Source organism: Silvibacterium acidisoli, from assembly GCA_022870745.1.
GTDB lineage: Bacteria > Acidobacteriota > Terriglobia > Terriglobales > Acidobacteriaceae > Silvibacterium.
Map to the genome: position 1 here is coordinate 3,422,337 of CP085323.1, position 20,322 is coordinate 3,442,658.

9 protein-coding genes are annotated in these 20,322 nt (G+C 58.2%); 6 read left to right on the forward strand and 3 right to left on the reverse strand.

Annotated elements, in window-relative coordinates:
- Window positions 1-69: 69 nt before the first annotated feature.
- A complete protein-coding gene (locus LJD29_RS14345) occupies window positions 70-1,290 on the forward strand; it encodes an SGNH/GDSL hydrolase family protein (protein ID WP_446742229.1) in 1,221 nt (406 codons plus the stop codon).
- Between the two features lie 157 nt (window positions 1,291-1,447).
- A complete protein-coding gene (locus LJD29_RS14350; protein ID WP_446742230.1) occupies window positions 1,448-2,317 on the forward strand; it encodes a glycerophosphodiester phosphodiesterase family protein in 870 nt (289 codons plus the stop codon).
- 145 nt (window positions 2,318-2,462) lie between these two features.
- On the opposite strand, the gene LJD29_RS14355 is transcribed toward LJD29_RS14350, so the two are convergent.
- The gene (locus LJD29_RS14355; RefSeq protein WP_446742231.1) at window positions 2,463-4,325 is read right to left on the reverse strand and encodes a VWA domain-containing protein; all 1,863 of its coding nucleotides are present in this window, start codon (window positions 4,323-4,325) and stop codon (window positions 2,463-2,465) included.
- A 253-nt stretch (window positions 4,326-4,578) separates the two neighbouring features.
- Between LJD29_RS14355 and LJD29_RS14360 the strand changes: the two genes are divergently transcribed.
- The 4 genes from LJD29_RS14360 to LJD29_RS14375 all read left to right on the forward strand — a co-directional run bounded on the left by LJD29_RS14360 (window position 4,579) and on the right by LJD29_RS14375 (window position 14,697).
- A complete protein-coding gene (locus LJD29_RS14360; RefSeq protein ID WP_446742232.1) occupies window positions 4,579-7,794 on the forward strand; it encodes a TonB-dependent receptor in 3,216 nt (1,071 codons plus the stop codon).
- Between the two features lie 145 nt (window positions 7,795-7,939).
- Window positions 7,940-10,555 carry a glycosyl hydrolase family 95 catalytic domain-containing protein gene (locus LJD29_RS14365; RefSeq protein WP_446742233.1) on the forward strand — a complete coding sequence of 872 codons (2,616 nt, stop codon included), beginning with the start codon at window positions 7,940-7,942 and terminating at the stop codon, window positions 10,553-10,555.
- A 66-nt stretch (window positions 10,556-10,621) separates the two neighbouring features.
- Complete coding sequence (locus tag LJD29_RS14370; protein ID WP_446742234.1) at window positions 10,622-11,899, forward strand: purple acid phosphatase family protein; 1,278 nt, start codon at window positions 10,622-10,624, stop codon at window positions 11,897-11,899.
- A gap of 218 nt (window positions 11,900-12,117) precedes the next feature.
- Entirely contained in the window at window positions 12,118-14,697 is a 2,580-nt protein-coding gene (locus LJD29_RS14375; protein ID WP_446742235.1) for a beta strand repeat-containing protein, read from the forward strand.
- 371 nt (window positions 14,698-15,068) lie between these two features.
- Here the strand turns inward: LJD29_RS14375 and LJD29_RS14380 are convergent, their stop codons facing one another.
- Together LJD29_RS14380 and LJD29_RS14385 are read right to left on the reverse strand one after the other, a co-directional pair.
- Window positions 15,069-16,634 (reverse strand): glycoside hydrolase family 71/99 protein, encoded by a 1,566-nt coding sequence (locus LJD29_RS14380; protein ID WP_446742236.1) that lies wholly within the window; start codon window positions 16,632-16,634, stop codon window positions 15,069-15,071.
- A 27-nt stretch (window positions 16,635-16,661) separates the two neighbouring features.
- Window positions 16,662-20,126, reverse strand: coding sequence for an outer membrane beta-barrel protein (locus LJD29_RS14385; RefSeq protein WP_446742237.1), 3,465 nt, complete (start codon window positions 20,124-20,126; stop codon window positions 16,662-16,664).
- Between the last annotated feature and the right edge of the window lie 196 nt (window positions 20,127-20,322).

Sequence of the window (20,322 nt, forward strand, 5' to 3'; positions counted from 1 at the left end):
CGTAATGAGTGAATGAGCCATCCGCGATTACGCGAGCTCTGACTACGCCATAGGTGATGTGAAGCAAACATGAAAACACGGATCGTTCTTATTGCAGCTCTTGTCTTTTCTACACTCCACACTTCTCTTGCTGCAGACCGTCCGAAGTTTGCCTGGGTCGGAAGCTGGGGCGCTGCCCCCATGCCGATGAAGATGAAAGATCCGGTAGGCGATTCGACCTTTCGCCAGGTAGTTCATCTGAGCCTTGCAGGCGAAGCACTTCGCGTGACGCTGACGAATGCGTTTGGGACGGCTCCACTCACAATCTCAAATGCTCACATCGCGCTTTCCAGTGCTGGAGGAGCAATTCAGCCCGGCTCTGATCATCCGTTGACCTTTAACCAGCGCAACGACATTGTGATTCCTGCAGGCGCTTACATCGTCAGCGACCCACTGCCCATGCCGGTAGCAGAGGCCAGCAACCTGGTGGTCAGCTTCTATCTCCCTCAACAGGCCGTAGACACGCCGACCTGCCATCAGACGGCGATTTCGACCAACTACATTGCGCCTGGAAACCAGTCTGCTGAACCGAGTCTGCACGATGCTCGCAGCCAGACGTCGTGGTGCTTTCTGCAGGGAGTAGAGGTGCAGCCACTCGACAAGCATGCCGCCGCAATCGTGACGCTTGGCGACTCCATCACCGATGGCGCGCATTCTACGGTTGACGCCAACCGCCGCTATCCTGACGACCTTGCCGCCCTTCTGGCTGCGGATCACAAGACCGCGGGTCTGGCCGTTCTCAATGAAGGGATCTCCGGAGGACGGGTGCTCTACGAGGGCCACGGCCCAAGCGCGCTCCAGCGCTTTGACCGCGATGTGCTTGCTCAGCCAGGCGTGCGCTATGTGATCTACCTCGAAGGCATCAACGATATCGGGCAGATCATGAGGCCGGATTCGCCTGAGAGCCGGTTGACAGTCGACGAGCTGACCTTCGCCACCACCCAGCTCGTACAGCGCGCGCACGAGCACGGAGTCCAGGTTATCGGCGCTACGCTGCTGCCCTTCGGTCCCGTAAACGGATTGGCAAGACCAGGCTGGCAGAGAGCCCAGGAGGTACTGAACCAGTACAACGATTGGGTACGCCATTCCGGTGTGTTCGACGCCGTGGTCGATTTCAACCACGCTGTCGCCGATCCAAATGCGCCGCAAAGCATGCAGAGCCGCTATGACAGCGGAGATCACGTGCATCCTTCCGATGCTGGCTACGACGCAATGGCTCACGCCATCGATCTCAGCATCTTCTCGAAGTAAGACCTCAGCGATCAGCCGCCAAAAGGATGAGTAAGAGATGACGCAGTCGCGAGAGCCAAATAGCGGAACAATAGCCGCGCCGGCAAGAGCAGGAGTTTCCTGCGGTCGTAAAACCAGAGCTGCAATGCAATGCCTCATGTTAGCCACCGGAATTCTGATGAGCCTTCATCCCAGGATGGAGGCTCAACAGGATCCGGCGGAGCGGCTGAACGCGATCTTTAAAGCCGATAACAGGAAGATCTTTGTCGCCGCGCATCGTGGGGATTGGCGCGATGCGCCGGAGAATTCTTTACCGAGCCTCAGGTGGGCCGCATGGCTGGGCGTCGACATCGTAGAGATGGATGTGAAGCTGACAAGCGATGGTCAGTTGATCGTGATGCACGATCTGAGCCTGGACCGCACTACCACTGGTTCAGGCCCGGTGTCGGCCCATACCACTGCCGAGGTGAGCAGCCTCCACCTGCGCGCAGGTACCGGGCATCCGACTGCGTATACCGTACCCACCTTTGCCGAAGAGCTCGACGCGGCGCGTGAGAAAGGGCAAATTCTCGACGTGGATCAGGGATGGAATAATCTGCCCGAGGTGGTGAAAGAGGTGCGCGCGCACGGCGCATCAGGACAGGTCATTCTTAACGTTTTCCCGAACACTCCCTATGACGCGCTGATGAAGCGCGTGCCGGACATCTCCGACGATCTGACCTTGATGGCCATCGTGAACATGGCGCGCCCGGATGCAGACAACATCATCCGGAGCTACAGTGCGCACAAGCGGACGATCATTCAATGTATTTTCGCCGATGAGCAAAGTGAGCCGGTGCGGCACATCGCAGACTATGGGAAACAATCTCCCATTTGGATAAATAGCCTGTGGCCTGACCAGAACGCGGGACACGATGATGACCGTGCTGTGGATCAGGGTTCCGAGCAGCAGACCTGGGGTTGGCTCATCGAGCATGGCGCGAGGGTGATTCAGACAGACAGGCCACGCGAGTTGATGGAATATTTGAAACAGAAGGGTCTCAGATAGGATCGGCGCCGCAACAAAGGGCGGTCAATCAAGCATTCGGCGTGGCAGGGCTTCGTCGATAAAACAATGTTGCCTAGCAAAGGGTTGGCAAGCGTGCACTCGCCAACCCTTCTTTTTGTTCACAAGCAGGTTGCGTTGCAAAACACTAATGGCTGGCCGGAGCCAGCTTGGCTACAGATGAAACCGGGACCTCGACCACTCCCATTTTGTTCGACGGAATGTCATGAACCCCGATGCGAAGAAATAAGTCGTTGTCCTTTGCCGGGAGACTGATCTCGAAGTGTCCGTTCACGCCGGTCATGAACTGCCGATAGCGATCAGGGGTTAGATCGAGAGAGACTAACTTCCCAGTTGTGTTCAGAAGCTTGCCATCATTGTTATAGAGTAGAACGCTGAATTCAAGCGAGCCGGTGCGATGACCGTCGTTACTCAGCGCAAGCTGGAAGTCGCCGGGTACCGCGACGATATCGACAACAAAGCGGCGAAACGGCGGATGGAGCGGATGATCGGCAGGCTGCACATTGTTCGCCGCGAGTGTCTCTTCAGGTTGTGAGCTCGCAGGGATCACGCGAACTTTGAAGAGTACGTCCTGGGGCGCAGGGGCACCGTGGGCCATGGCGAGACGTACATAGCGCGCGTCTTCGCTCACCGGGGCGTCTTCGTCAAGCATGTGCGCGGTGCCCTGAGGCTGGCTCGACCCGCCGGTGCGATTGTCCACGAAGTAGCCGTGACGGTATTCGAGCGAGTAGCCCGCCGCCGCAAGCTTTCCGGAAAGCTCCACTCGGATCGTCCGAAAACCGCCTCTGTGGTTGGAGGGAGCATAGGTCAGCGTGTAGTAGTTCGAACCGCTGTCGATCGCCTCCTGGACTGAAGTTGCAAGATCGTTGGTATCGTAGAACGGTTTGCCGCCTGTGTCGTCCGCGAGCTGGCTCATGGTCGCATGCTCGCTGGCCTGGGCCATCAGGGCATTCCCGGTGCGCTCACCTTGCGGGTCGCCTTTTCTATTTGCCGCAGAGAAGGTTGGCGTCGCGGAAAGCCCGCGTGCATCCATGGGATAAACGGCTACCTGTGCCTTCGAGAGCAGGCTGCTCGTCTCCTGGAATTCACTCTTATCGTTATCCAGGCCGATCGCTCCGCTCTTCAATGTCGGATCGAGAAGAATGTTGAGCGGGAATGAGCCCGAAAACCAGATGAGGTTCTTTCGTCCCGGAAAGTTAGACAGATAATGCGCGAGTGCATTGAAGGCGTCCAGTGTGTACTGCGAGCGCATTTGTATGGACTCCGCCTTTTCGTCGGACTCGAACTGCTGCATGTTGGAGATCACGGAGGCGATGGGGAGACCGGAGGTTTCCTGGATGTTCGACAGCGCCTGGGCTGCCATGTCGGAGGGCTCATCCGGATTGCTGCCCGAGCCCAAGGCATCATCGAGCAGGCTTGAAGCACGCAGCTTCAGATGGTGCTCCACTGCATCCTTCAGCACTTCAGGGTCGGAGTTGAAGCCTTGCAGCATGTAGAGCCGCTGCGAAAGACCGAATATGGCGACCGCGGTGCCAGGCTTGGCCTTCTTCACATACTGTTGCAGTTCATAGCGCACATAACTTTGATCTGCCATTGACGTATTGAGCGAGTCGAGCAGAAGGACGTTCAGCGGTCCGCTTGGCGCAACGGGCGTGTAATCGGAGAAGGTTCCCGGTGGCATGGGTGGAAGCTTCGGTCGAGAGCTGGCGAGATTCTGGAAAGTACTTTCTTCGAAGTTGCGAATAGTCTGCTGCTGGTTATTTTCAGTAACCAAAAAGTCGTTGCGGGTCAGATTGTGTACAGGCCGTCCATCCCGGTCATGCACGCTAACGTCAACAGTAACCAGCTGAGCCTCCGTGCGGATGGTTGTCACCCCGGATGGCTCAGCGCTTTGCGCTCCAGCATATGGCGTAGTGGCAGGAAGCAGCAGCGCACACAGGAAAAGCGCGCGGTAGCGAGGCCTGCATGGAAGTAAGAGATGTGTCTGCATCGGTGAACTCCTCACGCAAGTACGGCCGTGTCTGCATAGCTGTACCAATCGTGGAGGGTGATCTTCATCCGCCTGCGCCAGAGAGCAGATGCGACGTCTCGCTACGCCTTCAGCGGTGACGCTCCGAGCCGTGGTTGCATTTGAATTGTTAAGCGTTGATGACTTTTCTGCTTGGAGCGGTACAGCAAAACAAACGAGTCCGTACATGCGGCAGAATCCCGCTGAGCAGGAACCTTCAGGAGATATTCGCTTCATGAGCAGGAAAGCATCCGCCCTCGTATTTTTATGCCTATTTTTTACGGCGAGGCTGTTCGCCCAGGCAGATAACGCCAGTCTTACGGGATTCATCCAGGACACGTCGAAGGCTTTTATCCCCGGTGTCCATGTGCTCGCCATTGATACAGATACCAACCAGCACTTTGAAACAATAACGAACCGGGATGGAAGCTACAGCATCTCTGCGCTTCCCGTAGGTCCCTACCGTTTGCAGATCGAGAAGGTAGGTTTCCGTACTCTGCTCAAGGAAGGCTTGTTCCTCCATACGCAGGACGTGTTGCAGATCAACTTTGAGATGGCGATCGGCTCTACTGCGGAGACGGTGACTGTGAACGGCGCGATCAACAATGTCAACACGACCGATGGATCCGTTGGAACAGTTATTGATCGCCAGTTCGTCGACAACATTCCGATGAACGGCCGCAGCTTTCAGACCCTCATCCTGCTTTCGCCAGGAACGACCACGAATACTCCACAGGTCGGTGCTGGAGGAAACGACCAGGGCGAGTTCAGCGTCAACGGCATGCGTAACGACGCCAATAACTTCACTGTCGACGGCACCAGTGCCAGCAACCAGGCGGGCATTCAGAGCGCAGCCGGATCTGCCGGAATGCTGAATAGCTCAACCGTGCTGGGGACGACCCAGGCGATGTTGCAGGTGGATGCGATGGAAGAATTCCGCATCTCCACTTCGACGTATTCAGCTGAGTACGGACGACAGCCAGGCGCACAGGTAACGCTGCGCTCGCGCTCGGGAACGAACGAGTATCACGGCACCGCATACGACTATTTCCGTAATTCGGCTCTCGATGCCAATAACTGGTTCAATACATACAGCAGCACTCCCATCCCCACGCCGGCAGAGCGTCAGAACGATTTTGGCACCACCCTTGGTGGTCCGCTTTCCATCCCGCATCTTTACGATGGCAAAGGTCGCGCCTTTTTCTTCTTTGCCTTTGAAGGGCTTCGCCTGGACTTGCCTCAAGCCGCGGTCGTTTATGACGTTCCGTCGAATGGCACTTTTAATACGGCAACTTATGCCAACCCGCTATGGAAGAATCTCCGCGCTAATGCACCGGCCGTTTTGCGGCCCGTTCTCAACGCCTTTCCTCTTCCAAATTGCTCCACTGCACAGGACCCCCAGTGCATCGACTACGGCCTGGGAGGTTCGCCCTACCTGTCGAGTCCGTGGTCCAATGCCGCACTCGACTCGTCCAATGTCCGCGTCGATTATCAGTTGCTGCCGACGATGCGCGTCTTCGCTCGTTACGCCGACACCACCAGCAATACCACGTCGCTGAGCGCTGGCGGTCCGTCGATTACCACGCTCACCGGGCGCAATCGGACCTATCTGGTTGGAGCGGATAACATCTTTGCCGATCACATCTCGAACGAGCTTAGACTTCAGTACAACCGCTCGCTGTATGTGACCGAAGCTGTGCCGACGCAGATTGGAGGTGCGACCGATCGCATCGACATCCAGGCACTGGAAGGCCTTCCTCCGCAGATAGGTGAGAGCGTGGTTCATATCTCACTGCCGAACACGATGAGCCTCTACGAGGATCACATCGGCTCGCAGCAATTCCAGCCGAACGGCACTGACGCGCTGATCTGGGCTCACGGCAGGCACACCTTCAAGTTCGGTGTGGATTACCGCCAGACCACCGCCTATTACAACGATGGCGATACTGCTCGTAGTCCATACGTGGCCTACGGCTATACCTCGGCTGCCAGCGTCCTGGCGAATACTGCGAACTACACGGCGGAAAATGAGCTTCGCGTCAATCCCACTTACAAGAACCTCGGCCTTTTCGCCCAGGATGAGTGGCACATCCTTCCGCGCTTAAGCTTGTCCCTCGGTTTGCGCTGGGACTTGAATCCGCCGCCAACGGCGACCGGAGCGCAGGCTTACACGTATTCGGGAAACATCGACGATCCTTCCACTCTCGCTCTATCGTCGAAGACCGGTGGCGCCCTGTACAAGACAACGTACACCGACTTCGCTCCCCGCTTCGGCATAGCGTATACCCTTCGCAGTGATCCAGCGCATGAACTCGTGCTGCGCGGCGGAGCCGGCTTGTTCTACGACCTCATTTCGATGAATGGTTTTTACGGTAACGGTGAGGCACTCGGCACCAGCGCCACAAGTACAGGGGCGACCGCCTTTCCTCTCGGCGCCAGCACGATCCTCGCTCCCATTACTGGCCAATTAGCTCCATCCGGCAACCCTCTCTATTTCTACCCGGCGAACAATGCAGTGCCTCCCTCCTCGGTTCAATGGAACGTGAGCCTGGAGCAGGCGCTTGGGAACAAGCAGACCTTAACGATGGGTTATGTGGGATCGGAAGGCCGCAACCTCATGCGTATTCAGAGGTTCTCGTTCGGCAAGATCAATCCGGAATTTGGTTCGGCGGAGTTATACGTCAATGGTCCCGGATCGAACTATAACTCCCTCCAGGTGAAGTATCAGCGGCAGATGTCGAGGGGGACGCAGGTGTTGGCGTCCTACACCTGGTCGCATTCCATCGATGCGGCAAGCACAGAAGACTACAACGTAGACGTGCCGTTTCAACGAGGGAACTCGGACTTCGACGTCCGGAGCAACCTGACAGCGGCGGCAGTTTACAACCTGCCCGCGAACTACTCCAGCCCACTGAAGCGTGCCTTGCTGGGAGGCTGGAACACAGATCTTTGGATTGTGGCTCGCACTGCATTTCCTTATGAGCAGGTGGGTCCGGCAATCACGGATCCTGCGAGCGGCGAAACGATCTATGGGGAGTTGAACTACAACGGCAAATATCCATATGTTCATAAGCCCGGGATCCCCGGCGGAAGGCAGATAGACCCAACCATATTCAGCGTCACCACGGGAGCCGACGGGGTGGGGAACGCACCGCGAAATTTCCTCCGCGGCTTCGGAGAAGCCCAGGCCAACGTTGCCATCCAGCGCGAGTTTCCGCTCTACGAGCGGTACCACTTACAGTTTCGCGCGGAGGCGTTCAACATTACCAATCACCCCAACTTTGGAATCGTGAGCACCACTTGCGGTGTCACCGTTGCGGGTGCAACCTGCAACAGCTCGATCATGGGCCAGCCAACGAAAACACTTTCTGAGAGCCTGGGTGGTCTGTCGTCGGAGTACCAGCAGGGCGGCCCACGCTCACTCCAGTTGGCTCTCAAGTTCAAGTTCTGAGCTTCGCATATCGATGCTCTGCGGGCTGCATGCTCGCAGAGCATTCGTGCTGGTCTTAAGCAGCAGGTTTCACCGGCATAGAAAGCAAGGGCAGGAAATGAAAGATTCATCGCGCCGTACATTTTTGAAAACCGCGGGAGTAGCTGTGAGTTCCATCGCCGCGACGGCCCGGCTGCGTGCGGCTGGCGGGGACACGTCTGCTTTCGAAGACAAGTCCGCACGCACAAGTGCATATTCCGATGAAGCGATACGTAAGGCGATCTCGGCGTCGGACCTGATCTATTCCGCACCGGCACCGCGCAGCGAAGAGGGCATTCCCATCGGCAACGGACGCATGGGCAGTCTGGTGTGGACCGCTCCGGATCGTCTCTGCTTCCAGATCAATCGCGTGGACCTGTACGCGAGCAACAGCGAGTCGAATAGCTTCTTTGAGGCGCATAACGATTACTGCGGCGGCTGTGCGTTTCTGGATATTGTCTTCGGCGAAGAGGTATTCCCGGCATCGGGCTTCCCGCAGCGCCTTTCGATTTACGATGGTGTGCTCACGCTGCAAGGCAACGGCGTGTCGATTCGCATTGTTCCGTTGATGTCGCTGGACGCGATTGCGATCACGATCGATCGCCACGCACCGCTGGCCGGGCCGATCTCCGCTGTGTTGCGCATGCTGCGGTACGAGCGCAAGTACGCGGGCGTGCAGACAGAATCGCTGACGGAGCAGCATGCCGTCAGGGTTCCTCATCTCAGCCACGCTGCAACTTCCCGCCTGCAGGCAGACGACAGATCGATCCTCCTCACACAGGAGTTTCGAGAGGACAACTTCTGCGCCAGGTCTGCTGTCGGCGTGACCGTGCTCGGCAAGGCGATGAAGCCGCGTATTTTTAACGACCTCGAGATATCGCTCGATGCTGCCGAGGCGCAGAGCACAACCTTCGTGGTCTCATCGGCGGCGACGATGCATCCAGAGCAGGAGATCGCACCGCTGGCGCTCGACATTCTGAATGAAGTCGCTACGCAAGGCAGCACGAAGCTCGAAGCCGAATCGCTCGCATGGTGGCACCAGTTCTGGTCCAGGGGGCATCTCGAACTTCACAGCAACGATGGCGTCGCGGACTTCGTGCAACAGAACTATCACTACTATCTCTACCTCATGGCCGCGACCTCCAGGGGAAAGTATCCGCCCAAGTTCAACTCCATGCTATGGAGCACCGGCGCGGACCTGCGCAGCTGGGGAGCGCAGCACTGGTATACGAACACGAGTTGCTATTACGGCGCTCTGCCGGCTTCGGGGCGCTTCGAGCTGATGGATCCGATGTTTGATATGTACTCCGCGATGCAGGACACATGCGTGGATGCTGCGCACCAGCAATGGGGCTCTCAGGGCATGTATATCCCGGAGACGGTTTACTTCGACGGCATCGAGCACCTGCCGGATGATATCGCCGCGGAGATGCGCGAGCTCTATCTGATGAGAAAGCCGTGGGACCAGCGGTCGGCTGCATTCATGAACTACGCGCAGACCAAGCATCTTTATTCCAGCCGTTGGAACTGGATCGCCAGCGGCCATTACGAGCACGGCCGGTATGCGTTCTCTGAACGCGGATCGGGCCCGTTCGGTCCTACGAGCCACATGTTCAATATCAGCGCCAAGGTTGCGTACGCGTACTGGCTGCGATACGAGTACACGCAGGATCAAACGTGGCTGCGCGAGCGCGCCTATCCCATGCTGCGTGGTGCAGTCGAGTTCTATCGCAACTTTCCCAATCTCAAAAAAGGCGACGACGGCAGGTATCACATTCACTGGGTCAACAGCGGAGAGCCGGTCTTTGGCGCGCGCGACACGATGGAAGAGACCAGCGCGATGCGCGCGATTACGCCCGCCCTGCTGCGTGCTGCGTCGATTCTGAATCTCGACACCGAGATGCGCCCTGTCTGGCAGGAGTTCTTCGAGCATCTGCCTTCGATGCCGGTGAGCGACGATCCCGACGCGATTCATCCGGCGAGTTACAGCGGTTCTCGAATCTTCGTAAATGCTCTCAAGCCTGCGGTGAAGGCCGATCGCACGCCAAACGGCTGGCTGCCCGACATGAATTCGCTCTCGATCTGCTACTTCGATCTGTGCAGGATCGAAACCGCGGACCGTAAGCGGTTTGCGGTGGGTGAAGCCACCATCGATCTCCTGCTGCATTCCGTGTCGGAGTCTAAGGCTCCGGTGGGCGGACTGTCCGTACTACCCGAGGCAGCAGCATCGTTTGGCAAGGCGGATGCAGTTGCAACGCTCCTTCCCCAGCAGATGCAGGCGCTTCCCAATCCGCGCTCCCAAAGTTACAGAAAAGGTGGCGCAATGGCCAACCGCATGACCTACGGCGAAGGCCCGCAGGGAATCTCTGCGCAACATCTGGGGCGCGCCGCGGCAGCTTTGCAGCAGGCATTGCTGCAAAGCTGTCCGCCGGAGCCTGGAGGAGAACCGATCCTGCATCTCTTTCCGGCGTGGCCTAGAGGCTGGGAGGCGCAGTACACGCTGTATGCGAGGGGAGGCTTCGTAGTGAGCGCGGCGGTGCGGGCGGGCAAGGTGAGCTCTCTCACGATCGAATCCCGCGCGGGCTCCCATTGCCGCCTGCGAAATCCGTATTCCGAAGCGGCTGTGCGGCTGGTGCGCAACGGGCAGCAGAGTGAGATCTTGCAAGGCTCGCTCCTCGAGTTTCCAACCAGCGCCGGCGAGCGCATTGTCGTGCAGCCCGGCGACTCTACCTTGCACGGATGACTGACCAGGTGAGTTTACTTCCAACGAAGAGCTGTGAATAGCAAACAAAAGAGACAAGGATTGAAGATGTCCAGAAAAGTTTTCCGGGGTGTGGCCGAGATGCGTAAGGTGGTGTGTCCTGTGCTCCTCTTTGCGTCGGCCTCAATGACAGTCATGGCGCAACAGGCGCCTCTCAGCACGAACGCGGATATGCCGCCCATATGGCAGCTCGGCGGCCATCCCGCCCCTGGGCCCAACACTCGCGAGAACGCGCCCTTCAAGGTCGATCCTGTGAAGCCGACGATCGTCTATGGTCCGCTGATTCTCGATCCAGGAGAAACTACCGCGACCATCGAGTGGATCACCGACGCGCCGAGCACAGCCAAGGTGCTCTATGGAGAGAACACGCTCGATCATGTAGCTGAGCCGCAGGAAGATGCCATGCTGCCCGTCGATACCTTCCATCGCATTGAATTGACCGGGCTGTTGCCGGGCCACACGTACAAGTATCAGATCAGCTCCACACGCGTGGTTCATCTCACTCCCTATCAACCGGAGATGGGTCTCGCAGTCGAAAGCCCTGTCTACAGCTTTACCACTTTCGATTCCGCCAAGCCGGTCGCTGCCTTCAACACCATAACCGACACTCATGGACGGCCGGAGCGCGTCAGCTCCATTGCCAAACTCATCGACTGGAACGACACAGATTTCCTCGTGCATACCGGTGACGGTGTCGACTGGGTGGACAGCGAAGATCAGATATTCAACACCTGGATCGACCCCATGGGCGTGGCGCTGCATGCCGAGAAGCCCCTCCTCTTTGCTCGCGGCAACCACGACTTGCGCGGACCCTTTGCCCGGCAGCTAGCGAAGTACCTTGCTGCTCCCGAGGGCCGTTTCTATTTCACGCGCGATGATGGTCCGCTTCACCTGATTGTGCTCGACACCGGCGAAGACAAGCCTGATGCAACCAAGGCGTACTCCGGGTTACTGCGCCAGGAGCCTTACCGCGCCGAGGAGCTGGCCTGGTTCCGCAACCATTTCGCCACGGACAAGCGTGCGCAGGAGGCTCCGTTCCGCGTCGTCCTGATGCATCAGCCCGACTGGGGCTGGCTGGACCAGAAGAACAGCGAGTGGACCGAGGTTGCGAACGCCGGTCATGTGGATCTGGTTATCGCCGGACACTTTCACCACTTCGTTCACTTTGCTACCGGCGTTGCGGGCAACACCTTTCCCGTGCTCTCGATCGCGCCTGATGAGACCGCCCATGTGCGCGCAACAAAAGATCAGCTAGAGGTCACCGTGATCCGCACCGACGGAACCATCGTGGACCAATTCACCTTGCCCAGGCGGGGCAAGGAATAGCGGGCCCTCCGATTCGGAGCCGTTTTTATCGCGCCATTTATCCACTTTTGCTGGGCTGCAGGCCAGTCGCCACCAGCCCGGTTTATGTCTTCGTTGTTTGTTTGAAAGGGAAGGTTATGCGCTTGGTTTCAGCAGTAAGTCATCCGATTCGATCAGTCGCTACTGAAGTTGCGGCAAATCACGACTCTTATCCCGCGATATCGCCTGCGGCGCAGTGCATGCCTGGCCGCGGCCGTGTGAAGGCAAGCCTGGCGGCGATGGTGTTCTCGCTCTGCCTGCTCTCGCCTGGGCTTTTCATGACAGGTTGCAGTGGCTCGAAGACCACTTCAACCACTTCAGCTGCCACAACCCTTCCTGTGTTGCAGATCGCGCTTCCTGACACCGCATCGGTCATGGCGGGCGCTACCACCACCGTCACGTCAGAGGTCCTGCCGGCAAACGCGACCAACCCGGCCCTGAGTTGGAAGTCGAGTAATACGGCTGTGGCCACGGTCAACTCAACCGGCGTGGTGACGGGCGTATCGACCGGCACGGCACAGATCACAGCGGTCTCGACCGACGGATCGAATATCACCTCGAACACCTGTACGGTTACGGTCACGCCGGGGAACGTCTCTGTAACGTCGATTGCGATTCCCTCTTCCGCATCGGTCGTTGTGGGTGCTACCACCACCGTGACGGCGACGGTTCTGCCCTCGGACGCGACCAATCCGGCAGTAAGCTGGCAATCGAGCAATACGGCCGTGGCCACGGTCAACTCTACCGGTGTGGTAACGGCTGTATCGACCGGCACGGCGCAGATCACAGCGGCTTCGACCGACGGGTCGAACATCACTTCGAACATCGATGCCGTGACAGTGACGTCGGTACCGAGCGTTTCCGTGACGGGAACGACTCCGATCCCCGGTGCAACGGCCACGCTCTATTCCACCGGAAGCACCGGATACGGCGCGGCTGCAACCGTGCTGGGCACCGCGACCGCGGATGACAATGGAAACTTCGCCATCCCCGCAAGCGTCTGCTCTGCGGGAAGCCAGGTATATGTAACCGCGACAGATGTAAATAATCCCAATACTCTGTTGCTGGCCGCCATCGGCAGCTGCTCTACTCTCGCAGCCAACAACGCGGTCGTCGTAAATGAAGCGACCACTGTGGCCGCTGCCTACGCCCTGCGGCCATTCATCGCCATCGCCGGTGGAGCGGTCAACATCGGAGCGCCAGCGGTCAACAACAGCAGCACACCTGCATGCACTGGCACTGGATCCTCCATGACCTGCACCGCCAGCGGCCTGGCGCACGCGTTTCTCAATGCGCTCTCCCTGGTGAACTCCGCTGCCGCGTCAGCACCGGCAGGAACGGTCTACACCACGTCGCCGTACAACGGCAGCGCAAGCATTCCCACTGCGCTGGTGAACAGCCTGGCGGATGCGACGAACGCCTGCACAAGCAGCAGTTCCTCCTGCGCCAGTCTCTTCACCGCTGCGACGCCTCCTGGCGGCTCCGCGCCTACTAACACGCTCCAGGCGCTCATGAACATCGCGCAGTATCCGTCGCAGAACGTCGCGAGCATCTACAGCCTGGCGTCGTCCGTTTCGGTCTATTCTCCGGCCTTGACCGCTGCGCCTCCCGATTGGACGTTAGCTGTCGTGTACTCGGGCATCACCGCCAATGGCACGCCGACTCCATTCGAGAATGTCCGAATGCTCGCACTGGATGCGGCAGATAATGTGTACGCGGTCGCTGCGGGAGCTACAGACACCACCGTGACGGGCATGAGCTCAAACGGCGTGGGAAGCTTCGTCTACACCGATACGACTTATATATCCTCACGGATTCTTGTCGCCGATGCCATCGGCAATCTCTTCTTCACCAACTACGTCACCGCGGCGACAGACGACGCTCTTGTCGAGGTTTCAAATAAGGGTGTCTTCGAAAACGCCATCGTCATCGGCTCGCCGTACTCTGCGTTCGGAGCAGCAGTCGACAAATACAACAACGTATATGTTGCGAGCGAGATCACTGCTTCTAAGAAGTCTCCAGTGTTCGTCATTCCTGCCGGAAGCACGACAGCAACAGCTGCAATGGCAGGAGGAAGCCAGGCAGCCTTGGGCTCGTACCCGCACGCCTTGGCCGTCGATCCATTCGGCGACGTGTGGGCTGCGGCCGACACCACCGGGGTCACCTCCGTCACGCTCATCTCCGATGCACCCGATGGCGCATCGACACCTTCATTCAGCTCAGCCGCCAGTGTGACGGAGAGCTCTACGCTGAGCAATGGTTATGACGTAACCTTCGACTCCTCGGGCAATGCGTGGGTCGGTAGCTATACAACGCTGTTCGAGGTACCCGTTACCGCCAGTTCGCAGGCGGGTTCAACTGTTACGCCGGCAGTCGTTGCGTCCACTCCTTCGCAGCAGCTCCCCATCACAGGCTTGAAGGGCGATGGGACCACGGCTACGTCGGGGGCGATCACCAACATCAAGACGGATGGAGCCAACAATATATTCCTGCCCGACTACAACCAGGAATATCTCTGGCGTTTCATGCCAGCCATGTCCGGCGGCACGTTTGTCGCGCTCCGGCCTTGTGCTGCGCCAAACAGCCAGACCACATGCAACGCCGGAACGACTGCCGGAACCTATCCCGCTCTCTACACGCCGGAAGATGCGGTAGTGGACGCAACGGGTGCTGTCTGGGTACCGAACTACACCAGCAAGTCGATAACCCAGGTGTTCGGTGTAGCTGCCCCAGCGTGGCCCCAGATCTCCTATGGTCATCCGGGTGTCAGCCCGCAGTAACTAAGGAGTTGGATCAGAGCGGCGGCGTGCCTTTCGCCGCCGCCTTTCTTTCTGGACACGGCACAAACCGCAATGCCAGGAAAAACAAAAACGGAAGCCGTCAGCACGCTTCTTAGTGCAGCGAGCATGCAGGAGAGGGGACCTGGTTGGTCCCCTTCCTTATTGAATGTCTTTTGGTGGGCGTGGGGTCATTACGTGCGCTTAAGGGCTCGGACGTAGGCAGGCCGAGATGCGTAGTCGAAGAATGTACCCAACACGACAGGAAATCCGTGCTCTTTGGCCCGGACAGGCGAGAATGTTACGGCTTGCAGCGCCATTTGCATGTGCCTGAAGTTAGCAGGCACATGCAAATGATCTGGAAGATAGATCGGCTAATTGGCGTACGTGATGGGCGACGACATCCGGTTTAAGATGCTGTTCTTGCCGACCATCCGTACGTAGATTTGATAAGAGCCGGAGGGCAGATCGAGCGTATAGCTGCCGGTTGCTGCTGCGGCCGGGCTGGCCAGCAATGTCATGGTCGAGCCTCCGTCAGAGCTCTCGTAAATTTCTACGTGCGAGACGGTCGAAAGACTAGCCATGCTGCTGTTCGTCGGGTTCAGGTTCCAGGTAAGCGTGCTGCCGCTGATCGAGCCGGAGGTCGTATAGCAGTTGTCGATGCCGCTCTCGATCTCGGTGCCTTCGTTGTAATCATTCCATGTATCGACCTCGAGAAACGGCAGTGGGCTACCGGTGAAATATCCGTTGCTCGCCGTCAGGGAATTCAGCCACGTTTGGCCGCATGCCTGGTCCATGATGCGATTGGCGCCCCACTGCGATTGCGCATCGTTGAAGCCCTTGAAGCCAGCGCCCCAGACCATGTCCGAAGAGAAGTTCTGAGCTGTCTGATAGAAGTAGTCGAGCGAGGTCGTATTCGAAGCCGGGCTGATGTTGTAGACGAACTGATTGGTGGCGCCGCCTGAATCGGGCTCGATCCAGTAATAGGAACCCGATGCAGCTTCATGCGAGAAGCCGCCGGCATTTTCGAAGATGATGACGGGAACTCCGTTGTCAGCGTTGTAGGGCGCGGAGCCGCAGTTAGAGCCGAGGTTGCTGTTCCAGTCCGCGATCTGCGCCCACACATCCGCCCAGGACGGAGCCGCACCCGTGGCAGGGATGGGTGTGCCGCTTTCATAAGGAAAGACCTGCACTACTGGATGACCGTTCCACTTCTGATAGGCATTGTTGCCCCAGTGGTAGCCGTTCATGTAGCACATATCGTTGCGAAGGTGCTGCACGACACAGGTCTCGTAGGTGGTTGGCGAATCGCTGGTGGGGCAGGCCGCGCCGCTGGTGCCTGGTGCGCCGGTCGAGGTTACGCTGTAGTTCACGTCCGGCCCATCGTCCATGATCAGGTACATCGCGGAGCACTGTTGCGGGCCGGTGCAATGATTCTGATCGACGTAGCTCTGGAAGGCTAACGTGGCCTGGTCTTCGGATGTTCCAGGGCCTTCCCACGTCATGACTGCGCCGTCAATGTGGCGGTTGATCAGATCCTGCGCCTGAGCAGCCACGGTGTTTGCATTGTTCGAGGTGTAGCCGGTCACTACGTTGTTATCGCAGTACTGGACGCCGTTTGTAGTCGTCACATTGTTTGTGCAGAAGCCGAGCATGAAGTTGGCGAAGATTTTCGTCTCGGCACCATTGGTCAGATACTGGTGGAGATCTTCGTCGGATACATTGCCTGCCGGGCGATCGTAGAGTTGCGTAGCGACTCCAGAAGCGCTGTCGGTTTGTCCGCTGTAGGCCGCCTGGCACCGCGTCGGCAGCGGCGAACTCGCCGGACATGCAGCGGTGTTATTTCCGGTGAGTGAGGTGATGGACGTTTGGGCGACCGCTCCTAAAGAGCAGCAGAGCAGTACGGCGAATATGAAGCTGGGGAGGGCTATGCGTTTCATCGTGTTCCTCGGTGTTCCGTGGCCCGGTTAGAAGTTGAAGGTTCCCATGATCTGTCCCTGGCGATTGCCGCCGGAGAACGCGCTGTTGATCAGGCCGAAGTTGGATGCCGTGACGCTGGTACTGGGGAATGGCACCTGGGTGCGGTTGAATACGTTGAAGTAATCCACGCGCACAGCGAACGAACTGCTATCCGTGATGCGAAATGCTTTCTTGGCGCTGAGGTTTTCGACTGGATACCATGGACCGCGTACAGAGTTGTAGGCGCGGTTAGCGTTGCCCAGCACATATTCACTTCCGGTGTTGGTCCATGCGCCGGTGCTGAAGAGCAGTGGTGCAGGGCCTTTGTGTTCGAAGTAGCGCGTGACCTGGCCGTAATTGCCCGACCAGAGTTTGACGCCGCTGTTGAAGTTCGGCCGGTTGACTCCGTTCAGAAAGCCTTCGCCGCCCTGCGTGATTTGCAGTGGCTGCGAGTTGTTGTAGGTGAGGATGCCTGAGACCTGCCAGCCGCCGAGCCAGGTAGCAGCCGCCCCCGAGTTCAACCAGTGCTGCCCTCTGCCGAAGGGAAGCTGATAGATCGCCGCCAGCTTCGACTCGAAAGAGCCCGTCGTGTCTTCGGCCCATTCGGGCTTCTGGTTGTACTTGTTCACCACGGTGGTCATGTTGTCGTAGAGCTGGGGCAGCTCGATCGATGCGAGAAAGTTGAGATTGTTTGACATGTGCCGGTCAGCCTGGATCTGCAGTGCGTTGAAGTGCGAGCTAGCTGCCTGGTCGAAGACACGCGATACGTTCGAGTATTGAGGGAAGGGTTTGAGTGTCTGGTAGACGGTTGCTCCTCCGCCGAACTGGCCTGCGAAGGCCGCGTAGGGTGCGGAGAATCCAGCCGCTGCTGCGGCTGCGGATCCGATGTTCTGGGTAAGAAGCGAGCCGTAGCGCAACACCGAAGGGTAGGGTTGGCTAATGGGGTTGATGTTGTAGCCCGTAAGGTGGGAGTCGCGGTTGGCAGTGTAATCGACGGTTACAACGGTCTTCCAGCCGACCTGACGCTGCACGCTGAAGCTCCACGATTGCAGGTGAGGAGCGCCACCGTTTTTATCGCGGTCGAGATAGCTGATGGTCTGCGCAACGCCCAGACCAGGGTTGAAAGGTGTTGGCGAAACAAGCGGCAGGGGATTGACTGCGCCGGTGGATGGATTGGTCCACTGGCCATAGCCGGGCACATAGCCGCCCGTGCCATTGACCGCATAGCTGCCTCCCAGCAGCCCTGCCAGGCTTACGGCTGGATAGGTTCCGTTGATCTCGCCTTCAAGATAAGCGCTGCCATAGCCGAGATAATCGATGTAGTATCCGGCCTGAATGACTGTCCTGCTATCGGGGTTATAAGCGAAGCCGAGATGCGGGCCAAAGTTTGTCCAGTGGATGTTCACCCGATTGAAGCCCGCGCAGTCCGGGCAATCTCCGAACTGCGTTGCTGCGCCAGCCAGGCCGCCTGCAGCGGGATTGGCGGTGCCGGGCGCAAGAAAGACATCGTTGTTGGTGAGCATGCTGTAGGGCACCATCACGTCCCAGCGCAGCCCGGCATTCAACGTAAGTTTTTTGGTGGCCTTGAAGTCATCCTGCACGTAAGCAGAGAACGATTGCGTATGGAAGGCTGCCTCGGTGCTCGACGTGCGATTTGCCGAGTCGACCAGTCCCAGCAGAAAGCTTGCGAACGAACTGCCGTCAGTGGAGAAGTTCGGGTTCGTCGTGTCGGGAATGGAGGTTTCCGCCTGGCTGAAGTTAAAACGGCCACTGCTGTTGTTCGCGATGCTGTTGGAGGAAAAGTGGTGGTACTCGCCACCAATGTTCAGCGTGTGACGGCCCTTGTTCCAGAGCCAGTTGTTGAACAGGTTCCAGCCAACGTTCGACACATAGTTCTGCACCAGCTCGCCGTTGCTGTTGCCGAAGCCGGTCGGCGCATTCTCACCGTTGAAGCTGATGTAGGGCATGGTCTTGCTGCCCTCCACTCCGGCAAAGTTTACGTTGTCGTTGTCGGTGGTGTAGTTCTGCATCTTGTTCTGCGCGGCGAAACCGGCAGTCATGACGAGGCTGGGGGATAGTGTTTTAGAGTAGTTCACCAGCCAGATGTTGGCGTTGTCGTAGCCCGACTGCTCACCCGACAGCGGATTCGTGGGAGCAACGATAGGAGCAGTCTCCTCTTGCACTGTGTAGTAGTGGTTGCGCCACCAGGTAAACGCGATCTCCTGCGTTTGCGTCAGGTGATGGTTCAGCGTCACCCCGTAGGCCTGGGTCTGGAAGGGAACCGAGGTCACCACCGGATTCATGTTGCCCTGCAGGCCGTAGTTTGTGCCCGCGGTGTTGGGGTTGGGAATGTATTGCAGCAGAGACTGGCTCAGCGGATCGAAGCGGTTCGGGCAGATCACGTTCAGCTTTCCATTGCACTGAAACTGCTGGCCTGTCTGCGGGTCGTAAATGGGAATGAGCTTTCCGCTGGCATTGTAAAAGCTGCTGAAGTCTCCCTGTTTCATGGACGGTGTCGGCACCGTTCCGACTGTCGTTACACCTTGCGTCTTGTTGAAAATGTCGGCGCTTGCCAGGAAGAAGGTCTTGTCATGTCCGTTGTAGAGCCGGGGTAGTACTACGGGGCCGCCGATCGTTCCACCCCAGTCGGTCTCCTGGTCAGTCGGCGGAATCGGCTTGCCGGCGGAGTTGAAGTTCGTGGCGAAGAAGCCGTCCGAATCGAAAACGCTGTTGCGGTCGATAAAGAAGGCGTCGCCGTGCAGTTTGTTCGTACCGGTGCGCATGTTGTAAGCGATGGCGCCCTGGGTCATGCCATACTGCGCTGAAAAGGCAGAGCGAATGACGCGAAACTCATCGACCATCTCGTACGGCGGATTCGAGTTCGCCGCGGAAGCGGTGTCCATGCGCAGGCCGTTGTAGTAGGACGACGCGGCGTTGATCTGGTTCGACATACCGCCTTCAACCACCACGCTGCCGTACTCGCCGCTCCTCACACCCGGCGCGAGCGTGGCAAAGCTGCTGATCTGCCGGATATTTCCGTTAATCTCAATCGGCAGGTCGGCGACCTCTTCCGGCGGCAGCATGGAGTCGAGCTGCGGATCGGTGGTGTTTAGCTCAACCGCGCTGGTTGCGGCCACCTCCACGGTCTGGTTGCTCTCGCCTACGGTCAGTTGGATATTGTCCGTCGCCATCGCGCCGACTTCCACGATCAGGTGTGTCTGCTGGAACCTTTCGAAGCCTGGAGACTCGACCGTCGCGTCGTAGACACCCGGCGACAGCGTGTTCGCCGTGTAAACGCCTGCCGTCGAGGTGTCGAACCGGGTCACGACACCTGTCGCTTCATTGCGGAAGGTCAGCTTTGCCCCGCTGACCACAGCACCCGAGGGATCGGTCACGGTGCCGGTTAGTCCGGTATTGGTCTGGCCCGCCAACGGGGCATGTCCGGCGTACCAGGAGAAGAATGCGATAGACAACCCAAGCGCCAGACGCTTTCGTGCCGCTCTGCCGGTCTTTACATCGTTGCAAAAAACAACATCACAAATCACGGTTTCACTGTCTCCGATTCATCCTGTGTTTCACGATGGACGCCTGCGTCAAGCGCCCTGAAAAGTGCATCAATTTCTGGATCGCAGTGGGAATTGCCGATCGAAATCTGGAGAGAGTGTCAGA